This is a genomic window from Alteribacillus bidgolensis, from assembly GCF_002886255.1.
In the GTDB taxonomy this organism is placed as follows: domain Bacteria; phylum Bacillota; class Bacilli; order Bacillales; family Marinococcaceae; genus Alteribacillus; species Alteribacillus bidgolensis.
Genome location: NZ_KZ614149.1, coordinates 1,065,830 through 1,090,696 on the forward strand (window position 1 = coordinate 1,065,830; position 24,867 = coordinate 1,090,696).

21 protein-coding genes are annotated in these 24,867 nt (G+C 39.8%); all 21 read right to left on the reverse strand.

All coding sequences use genetic code 11. The features are described from left to right. Window positions 1–897 (reverse strand): dipicolinic acid synthetase subunit A, encoded by an 897-nt coding sequence (gene dpaA, locus CEF16_RS05490; protein WP_091583132.1) that lies wholly within the window; start codon window positions 895–897, stop codon window positions 1–3. A 154-nt stretch (window positions 898–1,051) separates the two neighbouring features. Beyond that, entirely contained in the window at window positions 1,052–1,315 is a 264-nt protein-coding gene (locus tag CEF16_RS05495) for a YlmC/YmxH family sporulation protein (RefSeq protein WP_091583129.1), read from the reverse strand. 24 nt (window positions 1,316–1,339) lie between these two features. Then, window positions 1,340–2,575 (reverse strand): M16 family metallopeptidase, encoded by a 1,236-nt coding sequence (locus CEF16_RS05500; RefSeq protein WP_091583127.1) that lies wholly within the window; start codon window positions 2,573–2,575, stop codon window positions 1,340–1,342. A gap of 37 nt (window positions 2,576–2,612) precedes the next feature. Next, a complete protein-coding gene (locus CEF16_RS05505; protein WP_091583124.1) occupies window positions 2,613–3,569 on the reverse strand; it encodes a polysaccharide deacetylase family protein in 957 nt (318 codons plus the stop codon). A gap of 149 nt (window positions 3,570–3,718) precedes the next feature. Continuing rightward, a complete protein-coding gene (locus tag CEF16_RS05510; protein WP_091583240.1) occupies window positions 3,719–5,809 on the reverse strand; it encodes a polyribonucleotide nucleotidyltransferase in 2,091 nt (696 codons plus the stop codon). A 294-nt stretch (window positions 5,810–6,103) separates the two neighbouring features. Next, on the reverse strand, window positions 6,104–6,373 hold the full coding sequence (rpsO, locus tag CEF16_RS05515) for a 30S ribosomal protein S15 (RefSeq protein ID WP_091583121.1): 270 nt from the start codon (window positions 6,371–6,373) through the stop codon (window positions 6,104–6,106). 139 nt (window positions 6,374–6,512) lie between these two features. After that, the gene (gene ribF / locus CEF16_RS05520) at window positions 6,513–7,517 is read right to left on the reverse strand and encodes a riboflavin biosynthesis protein RibF (RefSeq protein ID WP_175488343.1); all 1,005 of its coding nucleotides are present in this window, start codon (window positions 7,515–7,517) and stop codon (window positions 6,513–6,515) included. 28 nt (window positions 7,518–7,545) lie between these two features. Then, window positions 7,546–8,454 carry a tRNA pseudouridine(55) synthase TruB gene (gene truB / locus CEF16_RS05525; protein WP_091583119.1) on the reverse strand — a complete coding sequence of 303 codons (909 nt, stop codon included), beginning with the start codon at window positions 8,452–8,454 and terminating at the stop codon, window positions 7,546–7,548. A 234-nt stretch (window positions 8,455–8,688) separates the two neighbouring features. Continuing rightward, the gene (rbfA, locus tag CEF16_RS05530; protein WP_091583116.1) at window positions 8,689–9,039 is read right to left on the reverse strand and encodes a 30S ribosome-binding factor RbfA; all 351 of its coding nucleotides are present in this window, start codon (window positions 9,037–9,039) and stop codon (window positions 8,689–8,691) included. A 17-nt stretch (window positions 9,040–9,056) separates the two neighbouring features. After that, window positions 9,057–9,335, reverse strand: coding sequence for a DUF503 domain-containing protein (locus tag CEF16_RS05535; RefSeq protein ID WP_091583113.1), 279 nt, complete (start codon window positions 9,333–9,335; stop codon window positions 9,057–9,059). Further along, the gene (gene infB / locus CEF16_RS05540) at window positions 9,332–11,446 is read right to left on the reverse strand and encodes a translation initiation factor IF-2 (protein WP_091583110.1); all 2,115 of its coding nucleotides are present in this window, start codon (window positions 11,444–11,446) and stop codon (window positions 9,332–9,334) included. The genes CEF16_RS05535 and infB overlap by 4 nt, the downstream gene beginning before the upstream one ends. Before the next feature lie 18 nt (window positions 11,447–11,464). Beyond that, window positions 11,465–11,767, reverse strand: a complete 303-nt coding sequence (locus CEF16_RS05545; RefSeq protein WP_091583108.1) for a YlxQ family RNA-binding protein — start codon at window positions 11,765–11,767, stop codon at window positions 11,465–11,467. After that, complete coding sequence (gene rnpM / locus CEF16_RS05550; protein WP_091583105.1) at window positions 11,767–12,036, reverse strand: RNase P modulator RnpM; 270 nt, start codon at window positions 12,034–12,036, stop codon at window positions 11,767–11,769. Before rnpM ends, CEF16_RS05545 begins: the two co-directional genes overlap by 1 nt. A gap of 24 nt (window positions 12,037–12,060) precedes the next feature. Next, window positions 12,061–13,227: a transcription termination factor NusA gene (gene nusA, locus CEF16_RS05555; RefSeq protein ID WP_091583102.1), complete on the reverse strand. Its 1,167-nt coding sequence runs from the start codon at window positions 13,225–13,227 to the stop codon at window positions 12,061–12,063. A gap of 54 nt (window positions 13,228–13,281) precedes the next feature. Further along, window positions 13,282–13,752, reverse strand: coding sequence for a ribosome maturation factor RimP (gene rimP, locus CEF16_RS05560; RefSeq protein ID WP_091583100.1), 471 nt, complete (start codon window positions 13,750–13,752; stop codon window positions 13,282–13,284). An 800-nt stretch (window positions 13,753–14,552) separates the two neighbouring features. Beyond that, window positions 14,553–18,851, reverse strand: coding sequence for a PolC-type DNA polymerase III (locus CEF16_RS05565; RefSeq protein WP_091583097.1), 4,299 nt, complete (start codon window positions 18,849–18,851; stop codon window positions 14,553–14,555). A gap of 181 nt (window positions 18,852–19,032) precedes the next feature. Beyond that, entirely contained in the window at window positions 19,033–20,745 is a 1,713-nt protein-coding gene (locus tag CEF16_RS05570; RefSeq protein WP_091583094.1) for a proline--tRNA ligase, read from the reverse strand. Between the two features lie 53 nt (window positions 20,746–20,798). After that, entirely contained in the window at window positions 20,799–22,061 is a 1,263-nt protein-coding gene (rseP, locus tag CEF16_RS05575) for an RIP metalloprotease RseP (RefSeq protein ID WP_091583091.1), read from the reverse strand. Between the two features lie 13 nt (window positions 22,062–22,074). Then, entirely contained in the window at window positions 22,075–23,223 is a 1,149-nt protein-coding gene (locus CEF16_RS05580; protein WP_091583089.1) for a 1-deoxy-D-xylulose-5-phosphate reductoisomerase, read from the reverse strand. A 39-nt stretch (window positions 23,224–23,262) separates the two neighbouring features. Beyond that, window positions 23,263–24,063 (reverse strand): phosphatidate cytidylyltransferase, encoded by an 801-nt coding sequence (locus CEF16_RS05585; RefSeq protein WP_091583086.1) that lies wholly within the window; start codon window positions 24,061–24,063, stop codon window positions 23,263–23,265. 14 nt (window positions 24,064–24,077) lie between these two features. Beyond that, on the reverse strand, window positions 24,078–24,842 hold the full coding sequence (locus tag CEF16_RS05590) for an undecaprenyl pyrophosphate synthase (protein ID WP_091583234.1): 765 nt from the start codon (window positions 24,840–24,842) through the stop codon (window positions 24,078–24,080). Window positions 24,843–24,867 lie beyond the last annotated feature (25 nt).

Sequence of the window (24,867 nt, forward strand, 5' to 3'; positions counted from 1 at the left end):
TTAAGCCTCCTTTTCCACCTGGTTTTCACCAAGCAATTGACTTATGACTTTCGCTAAAATACGTCCAGCTGTTTTTGGGGCAACTGCTCCAGGCAGCCCTGGGGCTAGAATAGCTTTTATACCTCTTTTTTTTGCATATTCAAAATCTGTCCCCCCGGGCGGAGAAGCGATATCAATGATCACGGAACGAACAGGAAAATGTATAAGAATGTCTTCTGGTAAAACCATTGCAGGTATGGAATTTATACAAAGATCGGCCGATTGAACAACGGTTGACAGGTCTTCGAATTCAAAAGTCTCTAAACCCATGGCTTCTGCACGTGCTTTTTCGGATGGATGTATAGTTCCTACTTTTGCATATGCACCCAGCACAGAAAAGGTTCTTGCTATCGTTTGACCTGTGCGGCCAAATCCTAAAATCACTGTGTTTGATTTGTGCATGGTAATCTCGGTTTCTTGCATCGCCATTAAAAGTGTACCTTCTGCAGAAGGAATCGAATTGTAAATGGCTACGTCATCTCTCTCTAAAAGTTTTATTAACGGACGCTTCACTGTATGGATTACTGTTTCAAGTTCGTTAGTATGAATACCGCTCATTATTAAACAGTTCTGTGGTGTCTTTTTAAGCCAGCTTTCTTGTAAAATTAATTCTTTTGAAGAAAAACAGGCCTCTACTTTATTATCTGATTTCAAACCACTGACCGGGAGCAAAACAGCATCTAATTCACTCCATGGCACATCAGTATCACTAACAGCTTTTGAAATTCCAGCCACATTTCTCATCCATTGATCAAATCCTAATAAAAATACTTCATTTCCTTCTGCCAGTAAACTTTCTGCGATTTCAATCTGTCTGGCATCTCCTCCAATAATCACCACTTTGTTTGCTTTTCCCATATTTTGCTCCTCTCCTTCGCACTGCATATCTGCCTTTAATACATTATGAGAAAAGAAAGTAATAGTGAAATACAATAGCCTAGGATATATGCACAAAAAGCACAGCAGCCATTATTAAAAGACTGCTGTGCTTATCAACAATATAATTTGAGGTTTATTCAGATCTCTCTGGAATTTTCTTTAAATGCGCGGTATCAATAATAACAAAATCCTCACCAATTCGTTGAATGTTTTCCCAAGGAATGACCCATTCTTTTGTTCTTTTTCGGAACGGATAAGCTGGAGATGAAGGAAGTACAAGCGATTCTATTCTCCCTGTTTCTTTTTTAATAACCAGATCGGCTGAACCAGGCATTCCTAGTTTTTCTCCTGTATTGGCATCGAGCACTTCCTTTTTACTTATTTCACTTAATCGCAACTCCCTTAACCCCTTCCTTGCATATTATATAGAGGTAGGCAATTTCCCATCTTTACTTATCAAGGATAGAGCAAAGTCTTCTTGAAAAACCTTCTCTGCCGTTTTTTTAATATCTTTTAAATCAACATTTTCAATTCGCTTCATTACTTCATCTAATGTCCGGTGGTAACCGAGCAAAAGCTCATTTTTTCCGTTACGGCTCATACGGCTGCTTGTGCTTTCTAGGCTCAGCATAAGGTTCCCTTTTAATTGCTCCTTACCATTTGCCAGCTCTTTTTCTGTTAAGCCGTTAGCTCCCAAATCGCGTACGCATTTCATCGTAGCATCAAACAATTCATCTAACTGGTTAAAACCAGTACCTCCATATATAGTCAGCATACCATTGTCTTTAAACGATGAATGGTAAGAAAAAACAGAATACGCTAGCCCTCTTTTTTCACGAATTTCTTGGAATAAACGACTGCTCATACTTCCACCAAGTACGTTATTTAATAGTATCAAAGAATAAATGTCATCATCACCAATAGGCAGACCTGGAAACCCTAAACAAAGGTGAGCTTGTTCTGTGTCTTTTTTTCTCGTTTTTTTGCCTGTCAAAAAACTTGGCTGCTTCACCTGTTTTTTGTCTTTGCTGGATGGCAGCGAGCCAAATCGTTCATTCAGCTTCTGTACAACATCACTGCTGATATTTCCTGCTAAGGAGATGACTACATTATCGGCCGTATAAAAACGATCCTTATAAGCTTGTAAATTTGACTTATTGAATGCAGACACTGTTTCTTCGGTTCCAAGAATCGGTTTACCGAGAGGGTGATTGCTGTAACTTGCTTCACTTAATATATCGTGTACAATATCATCAGGTGTGTCATCAACCATTTTGATCTCTTCAAAAATAACGTTCCTCTCTTTTTCTAGCTCATCTGAATCAAAGGTTGAGTGAAAAAACATATCTGACAAAATATCCAATGCTCGATTGGCGTGTTCATCCAGCACTTTTGCGTAAAAACAAGTGTACTCTTTTGACGTAAAAGCATTCACTTGTCCTCCGATTTTATCAAAACTTTCCGCAATGTCAGCTGCTGTTCGTTCAGCAGTTCCTTTAAAAAACATATGTTCCAAAAAATGAGAAATACCATTTTCTGTTTGTGATTCATATCTTGAACCTGTTCCCACCCATATTCCCATCGTAATAGAGCGGACAGATGATATATGTTCGGTTACAATTCGGAGTCCATTATCTAAAGTCGTTGTTTGTACCAAAATGAAGCCTCCTTGTACTGGAATTATGACTGAAAATTCAGCGTATTCTTGTCTCGTCAAAGAGATTCGTTACCGTGTCTAGTTCAATGTCTTTTTCTTTAATATTACGGATCATTACTTTTAAACCTCCGGCAGTAGATGCAGTCGGATGCATTAATATCATCGAGCCATTTTCTACTTTAGAAGCTGTTTTCACTGCCATATCAATTGGTTCAGGGTTTTTCCAATCAATCGTGTCTACCGTCCATAAAATTGTATACATATTCAAATCTGAAGCAATTTCTACAACATCTTGATTAAAGCTGCCAGAAGGCGGAGCAAATAGTGTTGGTTTCACAGATAATACAGCTTCTAATGCTTCATTTGTTTTTTGAAGCTCTTCTTTAATACCAGCCCGGGGTGTCGCATTTAAATCGGGATGAGAGTAAGCATGACTGCCTATTTCATGCCCTTCCTCCTCAATCATTTTAGCTAGCTTAGGATTTTTTTGCACCCATCTTCCTTCGAGAAAAAAGGTGGCTTTAACTTTTTCTTCACGCAGCGTTTTTAAAATAGACGGAAGATGCTCTTCCCCCCATGATACATTGATCAAAAAGGCAGCCATTGGTTTTTGCGGATTTCCTTTATATATAGGAGCTGGCGGCAGGTCTTCAAGGTGAACTTCCGGTTCTATATCTTCAAACACTAACTTCCGCTCATCAAAGGAGCCTTCTTTTTTCATTTTCTCATAGGACGCTTTGATATCAACCATTTTACCGTTATAGCCAGGTATAGCTTTCCACACCTTATCTACAACTGCATCAACTGGAGGTTCATTGTATGTTGCTGCCGCTTCTTCTAACTGTTCAAATAAAGATGATGGCTTACTCGTAACAGGGGTAACCACCTGCTTATCATCGTGTATGTATGGAATAGATTCAAACGAGATTTCTTTTTGTACAAAAAAAAGGATAATAAGAATAAAAATGCTTAGTGCAGTGATTTGCTTTTTCATAAGTTCTCCCCCCCTGTCCACATTCTATGCAAATGCATACAAGGGATAGAACTGAAAACCTAGGTCAGGCAGCTGAAAAAGCAGCACAGCCAGTAAAAAGCACTTGGCCAAAGCCAAGCGTCTTTTCTGTTGGGTGCTTCTCTTCGTTTTTATTTTTGATTTTGTTCTCTTAATAAAGCTTTTCTTGAAAGATTAACTCTTCCCTGATTGTCGATCTCTGTTACTTTAACCATGATTTCGTCTCCGATTTTAACTACATCCTCTACTTTATTGACACGTTCTTCAGCAAGTTGTGAGATGTGAACAAGACCGTCTTTCCCTTTGAAAAGTTCTACGAACGCACCAAATTTTTCGATTCGTTTTACTTTGCCAAGGTACGTCTCTCCTACTTTCACTTCGCGGACAAGGTCTTCAATGACTTGTTTTGCTTTGTTGTTCGCTTCAGCATCAGTGGATGATATATATATGGTGCCGTCTTGTTCAATGTCAATCTTTACGCCCGTGTCTTCAATGATTTGATTGATTGTCTTTCCGCTCGGTCCGATGACATCACGGATTTTATCTGGATCAATAGTCATTGTCAGGATTTTTGGTGCGTAAACAGACAATTCATTTCTCGATTGACTAATGGCTGACAGCATGTTCTCAAGTACCTTTAGACGTGCTGCACGAGCTTTTTCTAATGCATATTCAAGAATATTTCGGTCGATACCTGAAATTTTAATATCCATTTGAAGTGCTGTTACACCTTGTTCAGTTCCTGCAACTTTAAAGTCCATATCTCCAAGTGCATCTTCCATCCCTTGAATATCGGTTAGAACGGTTACATCTTCATCTTCTTTCACAAGGCCCATCGCAATCCCGGCCACTGGTGCTTTAATTGGAACCCCTGCATCCATCATGGCGAGAATACTTGCACATATACTTGCCTGCGAGGTAGAACCATTTGATTCTAACACTTCAGAAACAACACGGATGGTATAAGGAAAATCTTTTTCCGGTGGAATAACTGGTTCTAGCGCTCTTTCTCCAAGCGCGCCATGTCCGATTTCCCGGCGGCCTGGTCCTCTCATTGGACCGGTTTCTCCGACACTGAAAGAAGGGAAATTGTAATGGTGCATAAATCGTTTCGATTCTTCCATACCCAGCCCGTCAAGAATTTGAACATCTCCAAGCGCGCCAAGTGTACATACGCTGAGCGCTTGTGTTTGTCCGCGTGTAAAAAGTCCGGACCCGTGCGTTCTTGGCAGCATTTTCACTTGAGAGGCTAAATTTCTTATCTCATCTGGTCCTCTTCCGTCAGGACGGACTTTTTCTTTTGTAATTAAACGGCGGAACTCTTCTTTGACAAGGCCTTGTAAAATTTCTTTTACTTCTTCTTGTTCTTCTTCTTCAAATTGTTCGGCAATCGATTCTTTTACTTCGCCGATCGCTTCTTCTCTTGCTTTCTTTTCCTGCACTTGCACTGCTTCTTTCAAGCGGGATTCTGCTATTTTGCGTACTTTACTTGAAAGTTCCTCATCCGGCTTTTGAAGCTCCACATCCATTTTCTCTTTTAAGCCTGCTTTTTCCATTACTTGTTCTTGGAATTGAACAAGACGTTTGATTTCTTCGTGTCCAAACATGACCGCTTCAAGCATGGTTTCTTCCGGTACTTCACTAGCACCAGCTTCTACCATATTGATAGCATCTTTCGTACCGGCAACAGTGAGTTCTATATCACTATTTTCCATTTGCTCAGAAGTAGGATTAATAATAAACTCTCCGTCTATTCTGCCTACGTTCACACCTGCTACAGGTCCGGAAAAAGGAATATCAGATAAAGACAATGCCAGTGAAGATCCAAGCATTGCCGCCATTTCTGAAGAGCAGTCCTGGTCGACACTCATTACAATACTTACAACCTGTACTTCGTTTCTAAAACCGTCTGGAAAGAGCGGCCGAATCGGACGATCGATTAAACGGCTTGTCAATACTGCAGTTTCACTTGGTCGCCCTTCTCGTTTAATAAAACCTCCCGGAATTTTACCGGCTGCATATAATCGTTCCTCATAATTAACGGTAAGCGGGAAAAATGGGAGATCTTTTGCTTCTTTAGAAGCCGTGGCAGTAGACAGCACTGCTGTATCGCCATATCTAACCATTACCGCTCCGTTTGCCTGCTTGGCTAGCTGGCCTGTTTCAATTTTCAGCTCTCTTCCTGCCCAATCAAGCGTAAAAGTTTTTAATTCTTGTTCCATTTCCAAAGGATCTTCCTCCTGTTTTCAAACATAATTACTCATTATACTTCCTAGTGTAGCCGGACATACTCTATTTTACAATTGTAATATAAGAAAAAGAAAGATCTTAGCTTTTATTCTGCTAATATACCCCTTATATTCCTACACAACTGTTAAACATACTAGGTATTAGAAAAACTTGGCTTATCGCCAAGTTCTGCTGGCAGAAGCCTTAGCATTTTCTTATAAGGCCTTCCCCTATTTTATACTATCTGAGGTTATAACAAAAAGCGGGATCTCTCCCGCTTTTTCTTCTTATCGGCGCAAACCGAGTTTTCTAATTAGATCACGATAACGAGTAACGTCCTTCTTACGCAAGAACGTTAGCAAATTACGACGCTTACCAACCATTTTCAAAAGCCCGCGGCGAGAATGGTGATCTTTTTTATGATCACGCAAATGTTCGTTTAGGCTATTGATCTGCTCAGTAAGGATAGCTACTTGAACTTCTGGAGAACCAGTATCATTGTCGTGCGTTTTAAACTCTTCAACAAGTTCCTTTTTTCTTTCTTGTGTTAAAGCCATCCTAACACCTCCTTGTTTTTTAATCGCCAATTCCCTAGCCAGTCGTCGGAGAATCGCACAGGCCAAGCAATGGCTTCTTTATGGTACAATGTATAGAATACCTTTTTTCACTTAAAAATGCAAGAGAAGATTACCGTTTTTAAGGAGCCAAAGAAGATTGAAGTATACATTTTGCTTTTTCTTTGTCTTGGCTAATTTGCTCTACTAGCTCTTCTGCTGACGAAAATTTCTTTTCACCGCGAATAAAAGCATGCCAATGCACAATAACATTTTCTCCATAAATATCTTCATTAAAATCGAATAAATGTACTTCGATTTCAGGATTTGGGCTCTTTTCGTCATGAAAAGTCGGTTTATATCCAATGTTGCAAACACCATTATACCATGCGTTTCTTATTTTCATTTGAACCGCATACACACCGACAGCAGGGACTAAATAAGGCTCATTAATCTGAACATTTGCAGTTGGAAAGCCAATAGTCCTGCCTCTTTGTTCTCCTTCTACAACCTTTCCCCCTATGCTATATGAACGCCCTAACAGCCGGTTGGCATTTTCTATTTTTCCTTCTAAAATGCTTTCTTTTATGAGAGTAGAGCTTATTTTTTGATCTTTATCTGTAACTTTTCCGACGGTTGTTTGCTCAAATTTTTTTCTTGAATGAAAAGGCAGTGTCTCCATCGTGCCTTTTCCCATTCTCCCATAAGAAAAATCAAACCCCGCTACTACATGAACTGCATGGAGACCAATGACATATTGATCAACAAATTCCTGGGGTTCAAGCGCTGCAAACAATTTATCGAAATGAACAATAAATAAATAATCTGCTTGTTCTTTGGATAACTGCTCTTCTTTTTCAGGTAAAGGAGTAATATAGCGCATATTTTCTTCTTTTACTTTTGAAGACAGCACCGTTTTTGGGTGAGGGTGAAATGTCATTACCCCAAGAGCTTTTCCTTTTATACTTGCAATCTCCCGAGCTGTCCGGATTACTTCCTGATGCCCTCGATGAACGCCGTCAAAGTATCCAAGCGCAAGCACCATTTCGGGATAGGAAACACCCGAGTCACCTTCCTGATGATACAAATACATGGTTTTCACCGGTTTTTTCACCTGCCGTTTTACTATTAAATTAACTGCGTCCATACCTGCTAGTAATTCAGCTTCCCTCTAATTACTTGGATTTAAGCATTGTCTTTGGTTTTATTAAACCGGGTTTCTTAGGGTGATCTTGATAAATTGCAAGGGATTCGCCTTTATAAATAAGCAGAAAGATGGAATCATTTGTTTTTATTTTTTTAGGCAGTACGCTGCCGTTAAGAATTTTTTGGGCCGTTATCTCATCTACTTCTATATGTTCTATATGCTGTAATGCTTTCGTGATCGGGGCAATTGTCTCATCTAGTATGCCTGCTTCTTTTTTTTCAGTTAATTCTTCCAAAGTATAACATTCTTGAGAGGAAAATGGGCCGGACTTTCTCCTTTTTAAATAGGACATATGAGCAGGATAACCAAGATATTTTCCGATGTCTACTGCAAGCGTTCTAATGTATGTGCCTTTACTGCACGTTACTGTACATCGAAAAGAAACATTTTGTTCTATTTGTTCTATTGATTCACTATTAAGAGCTAGATCATAAATTTCTATTGTTTTAGAAGGTCTTTCAACCTCTGCGCCTTCTCTGGCATATTCATATAATTTTTTCCCTTTCACTTTTACCGCTGAGTACATGGGAGGGGTTTGCTGCTGTTTACCGTGAAATTGATGCAGCACTTTTTCTATTTCTTCTTTCTTCACAGGAGAATTAACCGGTTTTTTTTCAACTATATCACCGCTGGCATCTTCCGTTGTCGTTGAATAGCCTAATGTTATCTCAGCTTCATACTGCTTTGGCAGAAATGTAATGTATTCTGATATTTTGGTTGCCTTTCCAATACAGATAGGGAGTACTCCTTCAACATCCGGATCCAATGTACCCGTATGCCCTACTTTTTTTGTTTCATACATTCTTCTTAATTTCATTACACAATCATGCGAAGTTATGCCTTTTCGTTTATAGAGCGGGACGACCCCATTTAACATATGTATGTCACCTACTTAAGCTATTTCACCAAGGTTTTATGGTGAAAAAACATAGCTGCCTTATGATGTTTTATCGAAAAAATATTATACTATCTAACAATAAGAAAAAAAGAAGCTGTCTTCAAAGAAGGATGTCCCAGGGCTGCAAGCAGGAGACCCGAAAAAGGTGCTGCACCCTTATTACACATCCATTTTTTCTTTAGAGACAGCTTTGCAGCTTATGAAAAATCTTGCTTACTTTTCTTCTTCATTTATTTCCCTTAATAACCTTTCAATACGGTTCCCGTAATCAATTGACTCATCAAAATGAAAGGAAATTTCCGGGGTTTTACGCAAATGTACTCGATTACCAATTTCACTTCGTATAAAACCTCTTGCTTTTTGTAATGCTTTTAATGTTTCTTCTTTATCTTTCTCTTCGCCAAGAACAGTTACAAAGACTTTAGCCTGCTGGAGGTCTCCAGTTACATCTACTCCTGTTACCGTTACAAATTGAACACGTGGATCTTTTACCTCTCGGGCTAAAATATCAGCTAGTTCTTTTTTTATTTGTTCGCCTACACGGTCAGCTCTGACATTGCTCATATCCGCTGCCTCCTTTATTACAGCCATTCGTATTCTGTTACGGTACGCTCTATCTCTGGCATCTGATCTATCATATCAAGGGCTGCCTGCAGCTCTTTTTCCACTATGCTTTTCTCTTGATTAATGGTGACAACTGATATAGCTGTGCGCTGCCAAAGATTTTGATAATCCATTTCGGCGGCCGATACGTTTAGCTTTTGCTTCAATCGCGCAGTTATACTTTTAAGCACTGCTCTCTTTTCTTTTAACGACTGGGCTTGATAAATTAGACATTCACAATGTACAGCTCCTATCATGCGGGTTTAATTTCCTCCATGATGTAAGCTTCAATAATGTCGCCTTCTTTTACATCGTTATAATTTTGCAGTGTAATCCCACATTCATACCCAGCAGCTACTTCTTTTACGTCATCTTTAAACCGTTTTAACGCATTTAAGTTTCCTTCATAGATGACAACACCATCACGAATTAATCGAACGGTGGAATCTCTTGTGATTTTTCCTTCTAATACATAACTACCTGCGATGGTTCCAATACGAGAAACTTTAAACAGCTGGCGTACTTCTACCTGCCCGATAACTTTTTCCTGGTATTCTGGATCGAGCATACCTTTCATGGCAGATTCAATTTCTTCAATGGCATCATAAATAACACGGTGCAGTCGAATGTCAACTTTTTCTGTTTCAGCAGTTCGTTTTGCATTCGCATCAGGTCTTACATTAAAGCCGATAATTAACGCATTCGAAGCAGAAGCAAGAATGACATCCGATTCAGCAATGGCACCGGCGCCAGCATGAATGATGTTAATTTTGACGCCTTCTACGTCAATCTTTTCCAAAGAACCTTTCACTGCTTCGACAGAGCCTTGCACATCTGCCTTAACAATAACATTAATCTCTTTGACGTCGCCTTCTTGGATTTGATCAAATAAATCGTCAATGCTCACTTTCGATGTTTGACTTCTTTCTTGTTCGCGAGCCCGATTTGCTCTTGCTTCACCAAATTGACGGGCTTTCTTTTCATCTCCAAAAATAACAAATTGATCCCCCGCATTCGGAACACCGTTTAAACCAGTAATCTCAACGGGGGTAGACGGTCCTGCTGATTTTTCACGTTTCCCGAGGTCGTTTACCATAGCACGTATTTTCCCATACGTATTTCCGACAACGATTGGATCGCCAACTTTCATTGTACCTTCTTGGACTAACAGAGTAGCAACAGGCCCCCGTCCTTTATCCAGTTCTGCTTCAACAACTGTGCCCCGTGCTCGTTTATCAGGGTTAGCTTTTAATTCTTCTACTTCGGCAACAAGTAAGATCATTTCAAGAAGCTCATCTATGCCGTCCCCTTTTAACGCGGAAACATTTACATAGATAGTGTCACCGCCCCAAGCTTCTGGCACAAGTTCAAACTCTGTTAATTCCTGCATTACTCTATCCGGGTTAGCCCCTTCTTTATCCATCTTGTTTACAGCTACAATAATCGGTACTTCAGCTGCTTTTGCATGGTTAATGGCTTCTTTCGTCTGCGGCATAACCCCATCATCTGCAGCGACTACTAGTATTGTAATATCAGTTACTTGAGCACCTCTAGCACGCATCGTTGTAAATGCGGCGTGACCAGGTGTATCTAAAAACGTAATTTTTTTTCCGTCTTCTCTTACTTGATACGCACCAATGTGCTGTGTAATCCCGCCTGCTTCTCCAGCGGTAACTTTGGTATGACGGATAGAATCTAATAGTGTTGTTTTCCCGTGGTCGACATGGCCCATGATTGTAACGACTGGTGGACGTTCTTCTAATTTAGCCGGATCGTCTTCTTCGACTTGCGTTTCAATACCAAGTTCATCAATTTCTATTTCCTCTTCTACTTCTACCCCGTAATCTTCTGCAATAAGTTCAATTGTTTCTTTTTCTAAATCTTCATTTTTTGTAGCCATTACCCCGAGAAACATAAGCTTTTTAATTAATTCTGAAGAATCCTTGTTTAATTTCTCCGCCAACTCTCCAACAGTCAGCGAACCGCTGTACGTAATTTTTTCGGGTACAGCTGCTTGTTGTTTCGAATCTTGAGGACGCTGCTGGCGATTGTCTTTTTTATGTTTTTTTCCTTTTTTTGCATTGTTTTTATTTGGTTTATTTTGGGTGTTCTCTTTTTTTGTTTTATTCATATTATTTTTCTTTTTATCTCCTCGTTCACTTTTTTGGCTAGAAGGCTGTTTATTTTCTGGTTTTGGCTTATTCTCTTGACTATTGTTCGTTTTTCCTTCCAGCTTTTGAACAGTATTTTCATCTATGACAGACATGTGGTTTGAAACGTTCACATCCATATTTTTTAATTGTTCTACTATTTCCTTGCTTGATTTATTAACCGATTTCGCATATTCATAAACTCTCATTTTTTTCATAAGCATAACCTCCACCTTCTAATTATCCAGCATTGAGATCAGCTTTTTGGCAAACCCTTTATCTGTAACGCCAATGATTACACGGCTATTTTTTCCAATAGCATGACCGAGTGAGTCCCGGTCGCCTGCAATGAAGAGCGGCACTTGATAATAGCTGGACTTATCTTTGAATTTTTTTCGTGTGTTTGGTGAAGCATCTCCGGCCACAATGACGAGATGAAGAGACTGATTTCTTATCTCTTTCAGTACTGTTTCTTCTCCCGTCTTTAATTTACCAGCTCTAGCGGCTAGTCCGAGGAAGGAGTGAAAAGAATCGTTCATTATTTCGTTCCTTTCTTTCTTTCCTCAAGCAGGCGTTCATAAACCTCCGGAGAAACTTGTGTGTTTAAATGACGGGAGAGAGCATCTTTCTTTTTGGCCTGGAGAAAACATTGTTCATCATTAGTTAAATAAGCACCGCGGCCGTTTTTTTTGCCAGTGTGGTCTACAAAGACATTACCGTCCGGGTCCCTTACAATACGAACGAGTTCTTTTTTCTCTTTCGCTTCACCTGTCACAATGCATTTTCGTATAGGCTTTTTCTTTTTCAAGGTTCTTCGCTCCTTTTCCACCCATCAATCTTCTTCTATATATTCTTCATCGCTGCTGTCTTCAAAAGCCAAAGCTTCATCACTTTCAAGCAGCTCCTCCGATTCTTCTTCTACATTTGGTTTAGAAGCAGGGGCGTTTGGGTCATAAAGGCCTAGTTCTTCTGCTTCCGATTCGCTTTTAATATCAATTTTCCACCCTGTTAATTTTGCTGCCAGTCTAGCATTTTGACCTCTTTTACCAATAGCGAGAGAAAGTTGATAATCAGGAACGATAACAAGCGTGCTTTTTTCCTCATCATCCACCTGTACGTCAAGAACTTTGGATGGACTTAACGCATTGGAAACATATTCAAAAGTATCCTCAGACCAATGAACAATATCGATTTTTTCTCCTTTCAATTCATCAACAATAGCTTGCACACGATGCCCTTTCGGACCAACACAAGCTCCAACCGGATCCACGTCTGGATCTTCTGCATACACAGAGATTTTAGAGCGGTCACCGGCTTCTCTAGCCACCGATAATATTTCTACGGTTCCATCATAAATTTCTGGGACTTCAAGCTCGAACAGCCGCTTCAAAAGACCTGGGTGACTGCGGGATATAAGAATTTGCGGGCCTTTCGTTGTCTTCTCCACTTTTGTTATATACGCTTTAATCCGGTCATTGTGCTTATATGTTTCATTTGGCATTTGTTCTCCTTGTGGGAGCAATGCTTCTACTTTTCCAAGGTCAACGTAAATAAAACGGTTGTCCTGGCGCTGCACAATCCCGGTCATAATATCTTCTTCACGATCAATAAAGTCTGAATAAATGATGCTTCTTTCCGCTTCACGCACTCGCTGAGTAACTACTTGTTTAGCAGTTTGAGCAGCAATTCTTCCGAAATTTTTCGGCGTCACCTCAAGCTCAACCACATCATCTAATTCATAGTTTGGATTCATGTCTTTGGCTGCTTCAAGCGAAATCTCAAGTCGAGGATCAAATACTTCTTCTACAACTTCCTTACGGGCAAACACCCTAATGCTTCCGTTTTCACGGTTTATAGAAACCCGTACGTTTTGAGCCTGGTTAAAGTTTCGTTTATATGCAGAAATCAATGCTGCTTCAATGGCTTCTAAAATAATTTCTTTTTCAATGCCTTTATCAGTTTCTAATGTCGTTAGCGCCTCCATAAAATCACTGTTCATGGACTTTGGTTCCCCCTTTTTACGGCTGGTATTTCTATTGGCTCCGGTATCTTCTTAAAATTGGATAGCAAGTCGTGCTTTTGCCACCTTATTGTATGGAACAGTATACGTTACTGTCTTTTGCTTCACTTTCCCTTCGATCGTTAATGTTTCTCCATCAAAGTCTTTAAGTAATCCTTCAAATGCTTTTTCACCATCAATGGCTTCATAAGTAGTAACATAAACATGCTTGCCAATCGACCTGGCAATGTCTTTATCGTTTTTTAATGGGCGCTCAGCACCTGGAGAAGAGACTTCAAGATAGTACATTCCTTGAATCGGATCTTCTTTATCAAGTTGTTCACTAAGACGCTCGCTTACTTTTCCGCAGTCTTCGATATCAACGCCTTTTTCACCATCTATAAATACGCGTAAAAACCAATTTTTCCCTTCCTTTTTATATTCCACATCAATTAATTCTAAATTCATTTCTTCTAAAATAGGCTGTGCCAGTCTGGATGCTGTATCTTTTATTCTTTCACTCATTTCCTGCCTCCTTATTAGAAAAACTTGGCTTACCTCCAAGTCCAAATGGCGAAAGCCTTAGTGCATAGCTAAACTTCCCTAAAGTATTAGAAAAACTCGGCTTGTCGACGAGTTCTTATGGCGAATGAATGCCGTACTTTATACAGAGTCTTAGAAAAGTATGTGATATTTCCCTCGACAAACGTGAAGGGGGCGAGGTACCTTTAAATGCGTCGTCTTGTTAAAAGTATTATCCAGCAGGAATGCTTAATAATAAACGTTTTACGACAACGCTGAATGACCTGTTTCAGGAATCAAAGCAGAATTTAAAAACATAGGTCATGTCGTTCCTTCCATACATTAGAAAAACTTTGCTTGCCGTTAAGTTCAAATGGCGAAAGTCGTAGTTTTGCTTATATCGATCCTTTAACAAAGTTAACATTCTAAAGTATAAAAAAGAACTGCATGGATTTTCTTAGTATAGATCAATTTAAGTCTTTACATGTGTGTGATCCGGTATCTTAAAGAATGCTATAATTGCAAACGAAAGAGTGGGTAATTACCCACTCTTCGCCCCGTGCATATTTGAAGTATCCATCAAAAAGACTACCACACTCTGCCATAGAATGCAACATACTCCGTTTTCGACAAATGACGCCATCTGTAAGAAAAGCGGAAGCTCCTTGATCGAGGAAGTTCGGCTAAGGTAATGGAACATTAAGCTCCTTCCTCAATTAGCGCCTGCAGCAAATGAGCATTTATCGCATGTGCAGCAAGCTGCTAAGGATCGACAGCATACCGCATGTAAAAAATCTTATTCCTTAAAAAAGCGATAGTTGATTTGAATCGGGCAGACCTTCAAGACAACCATGTAAATCTAAGTGCTCAATAACTGTTTTTGTTGCTTTGCTTCGCTGCTGCAAGTCTTCTTTAGATAAAAATTCTCCAGCTTCTCTAGCTTTCTCAATATTAACTGCCGCGTTCGTACCTACCCCGTCGAGTGCGTTAAACGGAGGAATTAAGCTGTCTCCATCAACAACAAACTCTGTTGCTTTTGAGCGGTACAAATCTACTTTTTGGAAAGTAAATCCTCTTTCACACATTTCAAGCGCCAGCTCTAATACTGTTACTAAACTTTTTTCTTTCGGGGAAGCATCCAAACCTTTCGCTTGAATTTCCTCAATTCTGCTTCTGATAGAAGCAGCTCCTTTAACCATTGTTCCCAGATCAAAGTCGTCTGCTCTGACCGTAAAGTAAGCTGCATAAAATAATATAGGATAATGGACTTTAAAATAAGCAATACGAACAGCCATTAACACATAAGCTGCGGCATGTGCTTTCGGGAACATATATTTAATTTTCAGGCACGATTCAATATACCAATCAGGAACGCCGTGCTTTTTCATTTCTTCTACCCATTCTTCCTGCAGTCCTCTGCCTTTTCGGACAAATTCCATGATTTTAAAGGAGAGAGAGTGTTCCACACCTTTGTAAATGAGATAAACCATAATGTCATCACGACAGCCGATCACATCTTTAAGCACACACGTACCGCTTTGGATAAGTTCCTGCGCATTGCCCAGCCAAACATCTGCCCCGTGAGACAGCCCGGATATTTGAACAAGCTCTGAAAATGTGCTTGGATTTGTCTCTTCAAGCATCTGCCGAACAAACCTAGTACCAAACTCAGGTATACCATATGTTCCTGTTTTACACAGTATTTGTTCTGGTGTCACTCCAAGTACTTCTGGTCCGCTAAATATCTTCATAACTTCTTCGTCATCTGTAGGTATCGTTTTCGGATCTATCCCGCTCAAATCTTGGAGCATACGAATCACCGTTGGATCATCGTGACCGAGTATATCAAGTTTTAACAAATTATCATGAATGGAATGAAAGTCAAAATGTGTTGTTCTCCATTCTGATCCCTTATCATCTGCAGGAAATTGAATCGGGCAGAAGTCATGAATATCATATTCATCTGGGACAACGATAATCCCGCCTGGATGTTGTCCTGTTGTTCGTTTTACCCCTGTACATCCAGAAACCAGTCTGTCGATTTCTGCCCCACGGTAATGAATATCCAAATCTCCTTGATAGCCTTTAACAAAACCATAAGCTGTTTTATCTGCTACTGTTCCAATCGTGCCTGCACGGTAAACACTGTCTTCTCCAAACAGCTCTTTTGTATAGTTATGAGCAATTGGCTGATATTCTCCGGAAAAGTTCAAATCAATATCCGGAACTTTATCTCCCTTAAACCCGAGAAACGTTTCAAACGGAATATCTTGCCCGTCTTTAACATAAAGTGTTCCACACTGTTCACATTCTTTATCAGGTAAATCAAAGCCAGAACCGACAGAGCCATCGTTAAAGAAATGCGAATGCTTACAAGACGGACATACGTAATGCGGAGGGAGCGGATTTACTTCTGTAATTTCTGTCATCGTTGCAACAAAAGAGGAACCTACCGAACCTCGGGACCCTACCAGATAGCCGTCATCTAAAGATTTTTTCACGAGCTTCTGAGATATTAAATAAATAACAGCGAATCCATGGCCAATTATACTTTCTAACTCTTTTTCAAGCCTTTTTTCAACAATTTCAGGCAATGGATCACCGTAAATGCTTTTAGCCAACCCATAACTCATTTCACGAATTTCCTGGTCGGACCCTTCGATGTTTGGCGTGTATAATTCATCAGGAATAGGATGTATCTCCTCAACACGGCCGGCGAGTTCCCTGGCATTATCAATAACTATAGATCGTGCCGTATCTGTTTCAAGAAAAGAAAAGCTCTCTAGCATCTCTTTCGTCGTTTTAAAATGAACTTGCGGTAAGGTTTGTTTATTTAATGGATTAGCCCCGCCTTGTGAAGCAATCAATATCTTTCTGTATACGTGATCTTGAGGCTCCATGTAATGAGCATTTCCTGTAGCAATAACCGGTTTTCCGAGTTCCTCACCGAGCGTGATTATTTTTTTTAAAATATCATAAATAGCATCCTCGTTTCGAAGCAGTTCTTTTTCGACGAGGTGAGAATAGTTACCAGGAGGCTGCACTTCTAGGTAATCATAAAACTCAGCAGCTTTCTTTGCTTCGTCTCCTGATTTTTGCATCATTGTCTCAAAAACTTCTCCTTTGTCACACCCTGAACCTACTAAAATACCTTTGCGGTGCTTTTGAAGTTTGGATCTTGGAATACGGGGAGTCCGGAAAAAGTAATCAATATGAGACATGGATACGAGTTTATATAAATTTTTTAACCCTTCTTGATTTTCAGCGATTAAAGTACAATGAGAAGGTCTGAGCCGATGAAAATCACCTTGTCCCATATTTTTATTTAATTCATAGTGGTAGTTGATTCCTTTTTCTATTGCGTCTTTGACCATTTTCCATAACAAATAACCAGTAGCCTCCGCATCATAAATCGCGCGGTGATGGCTGACCAGTTCAATATCAAACTTTTTACAAAGCGTGTTCAATCGGTGGTTTTTTAATTGCGGGTAGAGAAAACGGCCCAGCTCTAAAGTATCAATCACTGGATTTTCAGCAGTTTCTATGTCTGCTTTTTTATACCCTTCATTTAAAAAGCCCATATCAAAGCTGGCATTGTGAGCCACAAGGACGGCATCTTCCGTAAATTCTTTGAAGTCTTTTAATACCGTACTCACTTCTGGGGCATTTTCAACCATATCATCGGTTATACCTGTAAGGTCTATAATTGTGTCTGATAGCTTCTCATGCGGGTTCGCAAAAGATTCAAAACGATCAACAATTTCTCCGTCTTTCACTTTTACTGCCGCTAATTCAATAATGGTGTCGTATACGACCGAGAGTCCGGTTGTTTCGACGTCAAAAACAACAAATGTGTCATCATATAGATTTCTGTCCGCCTCGTTATAAGCAATGGGTACACCGTCATCTACAAGATTTGCTTCCATTCCGTACAACACTTTAATTCCATGTTTCTGTCCAGCATTATAAGCTTCCGGGAAAGCTTGCACCACTCCATGATCGGTAATAGCGACTGCTTCATGTCCCCATTCCGCTGCTTTTTCTACATATTGAGAAGCTGTAACCGTGGCGTCCATTTGACTCATCACTGTATGAGCATGCAATTCTACTCTTTTCTCTTCTGCATCATCCGTTCGAATATCCGGCTGTATTTGAATAATATCATTTGCAATCATAACTAAATCACGAACAAATGTATCATTTTGTACGCCGCCTCGTACTTTCAGCCACATTCCTTTTTTGAGTGCTTCAAATTGAGGAACATCTTCTTTATCTCTTGAAAACATTTTCACCAATATGGAATCCGTATAATCGGTTATTTTAAACGTTAATAACGTTCTGCCGCTTCTAAGTTCTCTTGTTTCCGCCTCAAATACATAACCTTGTACGGTCATTCGTCTTTCTTCTTCTTGAATGGTTTCTAGCGGTACAGGTTCATCTTTAATCGGATATCCAATCTGCAAGGTTTTAACTTTATTTTCTTCCTGCGTTTGTTTTTCCTGTTTTTTCTTTTCCATCATCACTTCTACTATTTTGGAACGGTCTTCTTGTTTCTTTTTTTCCTCAAACTGAGCTACCTCTTCTGCTGACGTTTCCACTTTCGTCTCTATTTGACAGGTTGGAAAACCAAATTCAGCCAATATTTTATTAAGAGGCTCATGTAATCGGCGTTCAAGAGCAGCACCTTCTGCTTCATTTTTACAAATAATCGTTAATTTGTTGCCTGTTATGGTTGGCGTTCTGCCATTCAAACGTTGCCTTACGTAGGGAGCTAGTCCCTCGAGCCTGTTAATAATAGAAGGCCAGTAAGAAGGTATATGTGACAGTGGCAGTGCTTCTTGTTCATAGGAAATAGAAAATTGCACAGAGGCTATTTGCTGAAAAGCTCTAGTAATTCTTTCTTCTAATTGTAAAAATACTTCATACGGAAGAGGAGTTAACAACGTGAATCGAAAATGCCACTTCTTTTCTTCTTTCCATATCGTTAATTTGTCAACTTTTCCTCCTTTAAAATGTTCGTCGATAACATCTTTTGGCATCATAATCTGTTGAAGGAGCAATTGAAAACGATCTCTTCTAATTTGGTTCTCCTCGGTGCTCATAGGATATAGTCCTCCCCCATTATTAGAAAAACTCGGAATGTCTCCATGTATAAACACCACGTCCTATGTTTGCTACATGTTCAGTTTATTTTTGAAAACCGTTAAAAGCATCATTGGAAACAAAAAGGCTGTTTTAAATAGGCTCTGTTATTAGAGCCTGAAAACAGCCTTAAAGCATGTATCAAAATAATTCTTTTTCTATCGATGCTAAATACGAGGGCAAATCATTAATATGCACTTCTTCCATTTTTCCATCCCGTCTTATTTTTACTTCTACTATCCCTTCTGCTGCCTTTTTACCACATGCTATTCGGATCGGAAGTCCAAAAAGATCAGAATCCTTAAATTTCACGCCTGCACGTTCTTTCCTATCATCATAAAGTACATCGTATCCTGCTCTTTTCAGCGTTTCATATAATGTTTCACCTAGCTGGTTCTGCTCTTCCTGCTTTGGGTTTAACACTAAGAGATGGAGATCATACGGTGAAACAGCCTTTGGCCACATTAATCCGTTATCGTCATGGTGCTGTTCTACAATCGCGGCAATGGTTCTGCTTACACCGATTCCGTAACATCCCATAATAATTGGCTGAGCCCGTCCGTTTTCGTCCAAATACTGAGCTCCCAAGGCTTCACTATATTTTGTTCCAAGTTTAAAGACGTGGCCGACTTCAATCCCTTTGGCAAATTGGATCGTACCTTTACCATCAGGGGATGGATCCCCTTCTTGTACGAGACGGAAATCACCATATTTTTCGACTTTAAAATCACGGTCTGGGTGTACATTTTGATAGTGTTTGTCTACTAGATTTGCTCCGCAAATACCAGAAGATACAGCCTTTACCGCAAAGTCACACACGATTGTTACTTCTTCAGGTGCGTTTACAGGCCCGATAAAACCAGCTTCTGTTCCCATAATATGTTTAATGTCTTCTGTTTCTGCTAACATTACATTTTCAGCGTCAAAAGCATTTTGAACTTTTATTTCATTAATCTCATGATCGCCTCGGCAGACGATTAACACAGGTTTATCATCTATTAGAAACAGTACTGATTTTAACAAGCTGCTATTCTCTATTTCAAGGCCGTTCGTTAAATCTTCAATTGTTCTCATTCCTGGTGTGTACAATTCTTTTAAGCTCTCAGAAGGAGAATCAGCTTTTTCATACATATCCGGCAGCTCAGCAATTTCAATATTTGCTGCGTATTCAGAGCTATTTGAATAAGCAATCGTGTCTTCCCCCACATCAGAGAGCACCATGAATTCGTGGGTGCCGCCTTTTCCTCCAATCGCACCTGCATCCGCTTTTACAGCTCGAAAATCCAATCCGCATCGTTTAAATATATTTGTATACGCCTCATACATGGCTCTGTAATTTTTGTCCAGATCCTCTTTATTCGTATCAAATGAATAAGCATCTTTCATAATAAATTCACGAGAGCGAAGCACACCAAATCTTGGTCTGCGTTCATCTCGATATTTTGTTTGAATTTGATATAAGTTCATCGGCAATTTTTTATACGAGTTTACTTCATCTCGAACAAGGCTGGTGATGACTTCTTCATGCGTTGCCCCTAGCACAAAGTCCCGCTCATGCCTGTCCTTTAATCGCATAAGCTCAGGACCGTAATCATCCAACCGTCCGGATTCCTCCCATAACTCAGCAGGTTGAATGGCAGGCATTAATAACTCCTGACCGCCGGCAGCGTCCATTTCCTCCCGAATAATCTGTTCGACCTTGCGAAGGACTTTGCGTCCGAGCGGCAAATAAGAATAAATCCCAGAGGCTGTCTGGCGAATAAGACCGGCTCTAAGCATCAGCTGATGGCTCGGTATATCTGCTCCCTGAGGAACCTCTCTCATGGTAGGACTGAAAAATAATTGCTGTCTCATAAACGAAGAACCCTCTTTCTTATGTTATTACGTCCAATAATTGTTAGCATTTCCTACATAAAAAATTTATTAATATCATTCCAGGTGACTACTAGCATCAACAAAAAGAGCAAGGCAAACCCAATAAAATGAATCATCCCTTCTTTTTGAGGATCTATTGGCTTTCCGCGCACGGCTTCTGCAAAGATAAACAGCAGTCTTCCTCCATCCAAAGCCGGAAGTGGGAGTAAATTAACAATCCCAAGGTTGACACTTAACATAGCAGCCCACTGAATAAGCACAGCCATTCCTAATGAAGCAGCTTCTCCTGTATAATTATAGATACCTACTGGTCCAGATAAGTAATCAAGTGAAAATTCACCAGTTACGATCATCCCTAACACGTCAAAAATAAGCATGCTCACTTGATAGACTTGACTTGCACCATACTGGACAGCTTCGAGAGGAGAGTGTGCCATCACACTTGCTACCCCAATAATGCCGACTTCTTGCTCTGCCATTTCATCATATCTCGAATTTGTCTCGACAGGGATAGTAAGTGTTTCCCCATTTCTAACTACTTCGAAAGTAATTTCTTCATTTGGATGCTCGCGAATAGCTGTAGTCATTTCATCCCAGCTGCTTACTTCTTGGCCTTCAATCGCTCGAACCTCGTCACCTTCTTCAAGTCCTGCTTCCCTAGCTGGACTCTCCTCCGTGAATTCTCCTAACTTGGCATCATCCTGAGGCACTCCGCTAGTCAACCCAAAAGTCACAAGAATGACGAATGCTAGTGCAAAATTCATAAATGGGCCGGCAAAAATAGCAACTGCTTTCTGCCATGGCTTTTTTGAACCATATTGACGATCGAGCGGGGCAATTTGTTCAGCTTTTTCATCTACAATGACATCACATTTATCGTCTACCTTAAATGTTTGCAGCCCTTCATCCTCATCTGTATATGCTTCAATTTGCAAACGTCTTTCAAGATCAATCCTCTCTACAGAAACAACCTTTGCTTCAGGATGCTTTGATTTATTGTTTACAATAATTTGGCGAACTTTATTTTCAAGATTAAATACAAGACCAACTTCATACCCAGGTCTAATTTGTACAGCTTCAGGATCTTCTCCTGCCATACGGACAAACCCGCCTAACGGTAACAAACGGATAGTATAGACGGTTTCATTTCTCTTCGTTGAGAAAATTTTCGGCCCAAAACCGATAGCGAATTCACGGCAAAGGATACCTGCTTTTTTTGCAAAATATAGATGCCCCCACTCATGAACAGCTACCAGTACACCAAATATAATAATTATCGCTATTAAAGTATCCACGTTTCTCCCACCTTCATCCTATTCGAGAGCTAACATATGCCCTTGTTTCCTTATCTACTTCCAAAATAGTATCAAGGGACGGACCAGCAATGACCTGATGACGCTCTAGAGCTTTTTCTATGTGTTCTTCAATCGAAAGGAATGTTATTTTTCCTTGCAGAAATTGTTTCACTGCTTCCTCGTTAGCTGCATTTAACACCGCAGGTAATGTTCCGCCCGTTCTTCCTGCTTCATAAGCATAGCGTAAACAACGGTATCGGTCAAAATCAGGCTTATCAAAATGCAGTTTTCCTATTTCCCATAAGTTTAACCTGTTCGTATCTCTTAATTCAAGCCTTTCTGGATAAGACATTGCATATTGAATAGGAACTCTCATATCAGGAGTACCAAGCTGAGCAAGAACGCTTTTATCACGATATTCAACGAGTGAATGAATAATGCTTTCTTTATGAAGAAGGACTTCAATATCATCGTAAGGGATATTAAAAAGCCAATGTGCTTCCATTACTTCAAATCCTTTATTCATCATTGTTGCTGAATCAATTGTGATTTTAGCACCCATATTCCAATTAGGGTGATTTAGAGCATCTTCTACAGACACCCCTTCCAATTGATCACGTGTATATTCTCTAAAACTCCCTCCAGAAGCTGTCAGGATAAGCCTTTCGACTTCATCGATCCGATTTCCCTCGAGGCTTTGAAAGATCGCTGAATGTTCGCTGTCTACCGGCAATAGGTTTACATTATGCGCTTTTGCTTTTTCTGTAACTAAGTGCCCAGCTGTTACTAACGTTTCTTTATTGGCAATTCCGATATCCACTCCAGCTTCCATTGCCTGCAAAGTCGGTTCAAGACCAAGACTTCCGACTAAAGCATTCATTAAAAAATCAGCATCATGTAATACAGATGCTTCAATAAGGCCCTCTTTTCCATAGAATACTTTCACAAACTCTCCAAATTGCTGTTGAATTTTCTCTGCATCTTGTTTTCGTTCAACGGCCACCACACGCGGCTGAAATTCCTGGACCTGTTCAATAGCACGTTCTACATTTCTGCCAGCTGCAAGGGATATAAGATTAAAACGGTCAGGGTGCTTTCTAATAACATCAAGTGTTTGGGTACCAATGGAGCCAGTGGAACCTATTAAAGCTATGTTTTTCATTGATATGCTCCTTTATGATATGTGAAATGTATATAGTCTTTATCCAAAAAAGTGGAAAAAGTGCAATATCGGCATGACAAAAATTAAACTATCAAACCGGTCAAGGACGCCTCCGTGTCCAGGTAATACGCTGCCAGAGTCTTTCACAGCATAATGGCGCTTTAATGCCGATTCAACGAGATCGCCAAGCTGGCCAAAAACCGAAGTCACAATGATAAAAGCAGCTAAAGTAAAGGTTGAAGAAAACACAGGGAAATATGAATGAAACAATACACCGATAACTGCAGCAACGACAATTCCCCCGATAAATCCTTCAACCGTTTTTTTTGGGCTTATATGTGGAGATAACTTATGTTTGCCCCATTTTTTCCCTACAAAATAGGCACCAGAATCAGTAGCCCAAATAATGAACAAGATTAAAAAAACCATCACAAGGCCAGTATCTTCAAGATTTCTAGCTAAAATAAGATGATGAAATCCATATCCAATATAAACTGAGGATAATATAACAAAGCCTGCTTCATCAAATGTAAACGTATTCTTCGTGACCACCGTTAAAGCCAAAAGTAATAAAATCATCATTAAAAATAATTCTACTTTCGACACGTGCAAAAGAAGCGGAATATCAAGCCAATCCGAAGGAACTAATAAAATCCACATAATAATTAAACTAATAATTCCCATTAACGATATAGGTTTGATTTGTTTCATCTTTAACAGCTCATACATTGCTATGGAAGCGACGACGGCAATAGCAAGAGTGAATACATTATCTCCTATTATTACGACGCTTAATAATGCGATTGCACCAATAATTCCGGTAATAAGTCGCTGTTTCATGTTTAGTCCTCCATTTATACACCGCCGTACCGCCTTTTGCGCTGTTGATACGTTTGAATGGCCTGCATTAGATCATTTTCCTTAAAATCAGGCCAAAGTACTTCTGTAAACCAAAATTCGCTGTATGCAAGCTGCCAAAGCATAAAGTTACTAAGGCGCTTTTCACCGCTTGTCCGTATGAGCAAATCAGGATCAGGAAGCCCGCTGCTTAAAAGACGATCGGATATCATTTTTTCATCAATATCCTCAGGAGATAATTCTCCTTTTGAAATGCTTTCCCCCATTTTTTTCATCATATGCACTAACTCATGTCTGCTTCCATAATTCAGAGCAAAATTTAAAAGCATACCCGTGTTTTCAGATGTTTCCTGAACGGCTTTTCTTACAGCTTGAATCGTATGAGGCGGGAGAAGTGTCTCATCCCCCATAATTCGTACTTTCACATTGTTTTTTTGGAGCTTCGGTAATTCCTTCGATAAAAATCTTTCTGGTAACTTCATCAAAAAATCCACTTCTGATTTTGGCCTTTTCCAATTTTCTGTAGAAAAAGCGTACAATGTCAAATATTTCACGCCGAGTTCATCTGCTTTTTTAACAACTTTATTAATTACTTTCATTCCTTCTCTATGTCCGGCTATCCTCGGCAGTCCTTTTTGTTTGGCCCAGCGTCCATTACCGTCCATAATAATTGCTATATGTGCGGGGATATTGTTCGGGTCTAAAGGTGTATTACTTTGTTCACTATTAACTTCTGCGGGATGAAAAAATCGATTAATCATATAGAGGGCACCAGCCTTTGTTAAG

Bases quoted from the DNA above. Each gene is read 5' to 3' on its own strand.
- dpaA (WP_091583132.1), bottom strand. From the start codon at position 897: ATGGGAAAAGCAAACAAAGTGGTGATTATTGGAGGAGATGCCAGACAG.
- CEF16_RS05505 (WP_091583124.1), bottom strand. From the start codon at position 3,569: ATGAAAAAGCAAATCACTGCACTAAGCATTTTTATTCTTATTATCCTT.
- CEF16_RS05510 (WP_091583240.1), bottom strand. From the start codon at position 5,809: ATGGAACAAGAATTAAAAACTTTTACGCTTGATTGGGCAGGAAGAGAG.
- rpsO (WP_091583121.1), bottom strand. From the start codon at position 6,373: ATGGCTTTAACACAAGAAAGAAAAAAGGAACTTGTTGAAGAGTTTAAA.
- ribF (WP_175488343.1), bottom strand. From the start codon at position 7,517: ATGGACGCAGTTAATTTAATAGTAAAACGGCAGGTGAAAAAACCGGTG.
- truB (WP_091583119.1), bottom strand. From the start codon at position 8,454: ATGTTAAATGGGGTCGTCCCGCTCTATAAACGAAAAGGCATAACTTCG.
- rbfA (WP_091583116.1), bottom strand. From the start codon at position 9,039: ATGAGCAATGTCAGAGCTGACCGTGTAGGCGAACAAATAAAAAAAGAA.
- CEF16_RS05535 (WP_091583113.1), bottom strand. From the start codon at position 9,335: ATGATAGGAGCTGTACATTGTGAATGTCTAATTTATCAAGCCCAGTCG.
- infB (WP_091583110.1), bottom strand. From the start codon at position 11,446: ATGAAAAAAATGAGAGTTTATGAATATGCGAAATCGGTTAATAAATCA.
- CEF16_RS05545 (WP_091583108.1), bottom strand. From the start codon at position 11,767: ATGAACGATTCTTTTCACTCCTTCCTCGGACTAGCCGCTAGAGCTGGT.
- nusA (WP_091583102.1), bottom strand. From the start codon at position 13,227: ATGAACAGTGATTTTATGGAGGCGCTAACGACATTAGAAACTGATAAA.
- rimP (WP_091583100.1), bottom strand. From the start codon at position 13,752: ATGAGTGAAAGAATAAAAGATACAGCATCCAGACTGGCACAGCCTATT.
- CEF16_RS05565 (WP_091583097.1), bottom strand. From the start codon at position 18,851: ATGAGCACCGAGGAGAACCAAATTAGAAGAGATCGTTTTCAATTGCTC.
- CEF16_RS05570 (WP_091583094.1), bottom strand. From the start codon at position 20,745: ATGAGACAGCAATTATTTTTCAGTCCTACCATGAGAGAGGTTCCTCAG.
- CEF16_RS05580 (WP_091583089.1), bottom strand. From the start codon at position 23,223: ATGAAAAACATAGCTTTAATAGGTTCCACTGGCTCCATTGGTACCCAA.
- CEF16_RS05585 (WP_091583086.1), bottom strand. From the start codon at position 24,063: ATGAAACAGCGACTTATTACCGGAATTATTGGTGCAATCGCATTATTA.
- CEF16_RS05590 (WP_091583234.1), bottom strand. From the start codon at position 24,842: ATGATTAATCGATTTTTTCATCCCGCAGAAGTTAATAGTGAACAAAGT.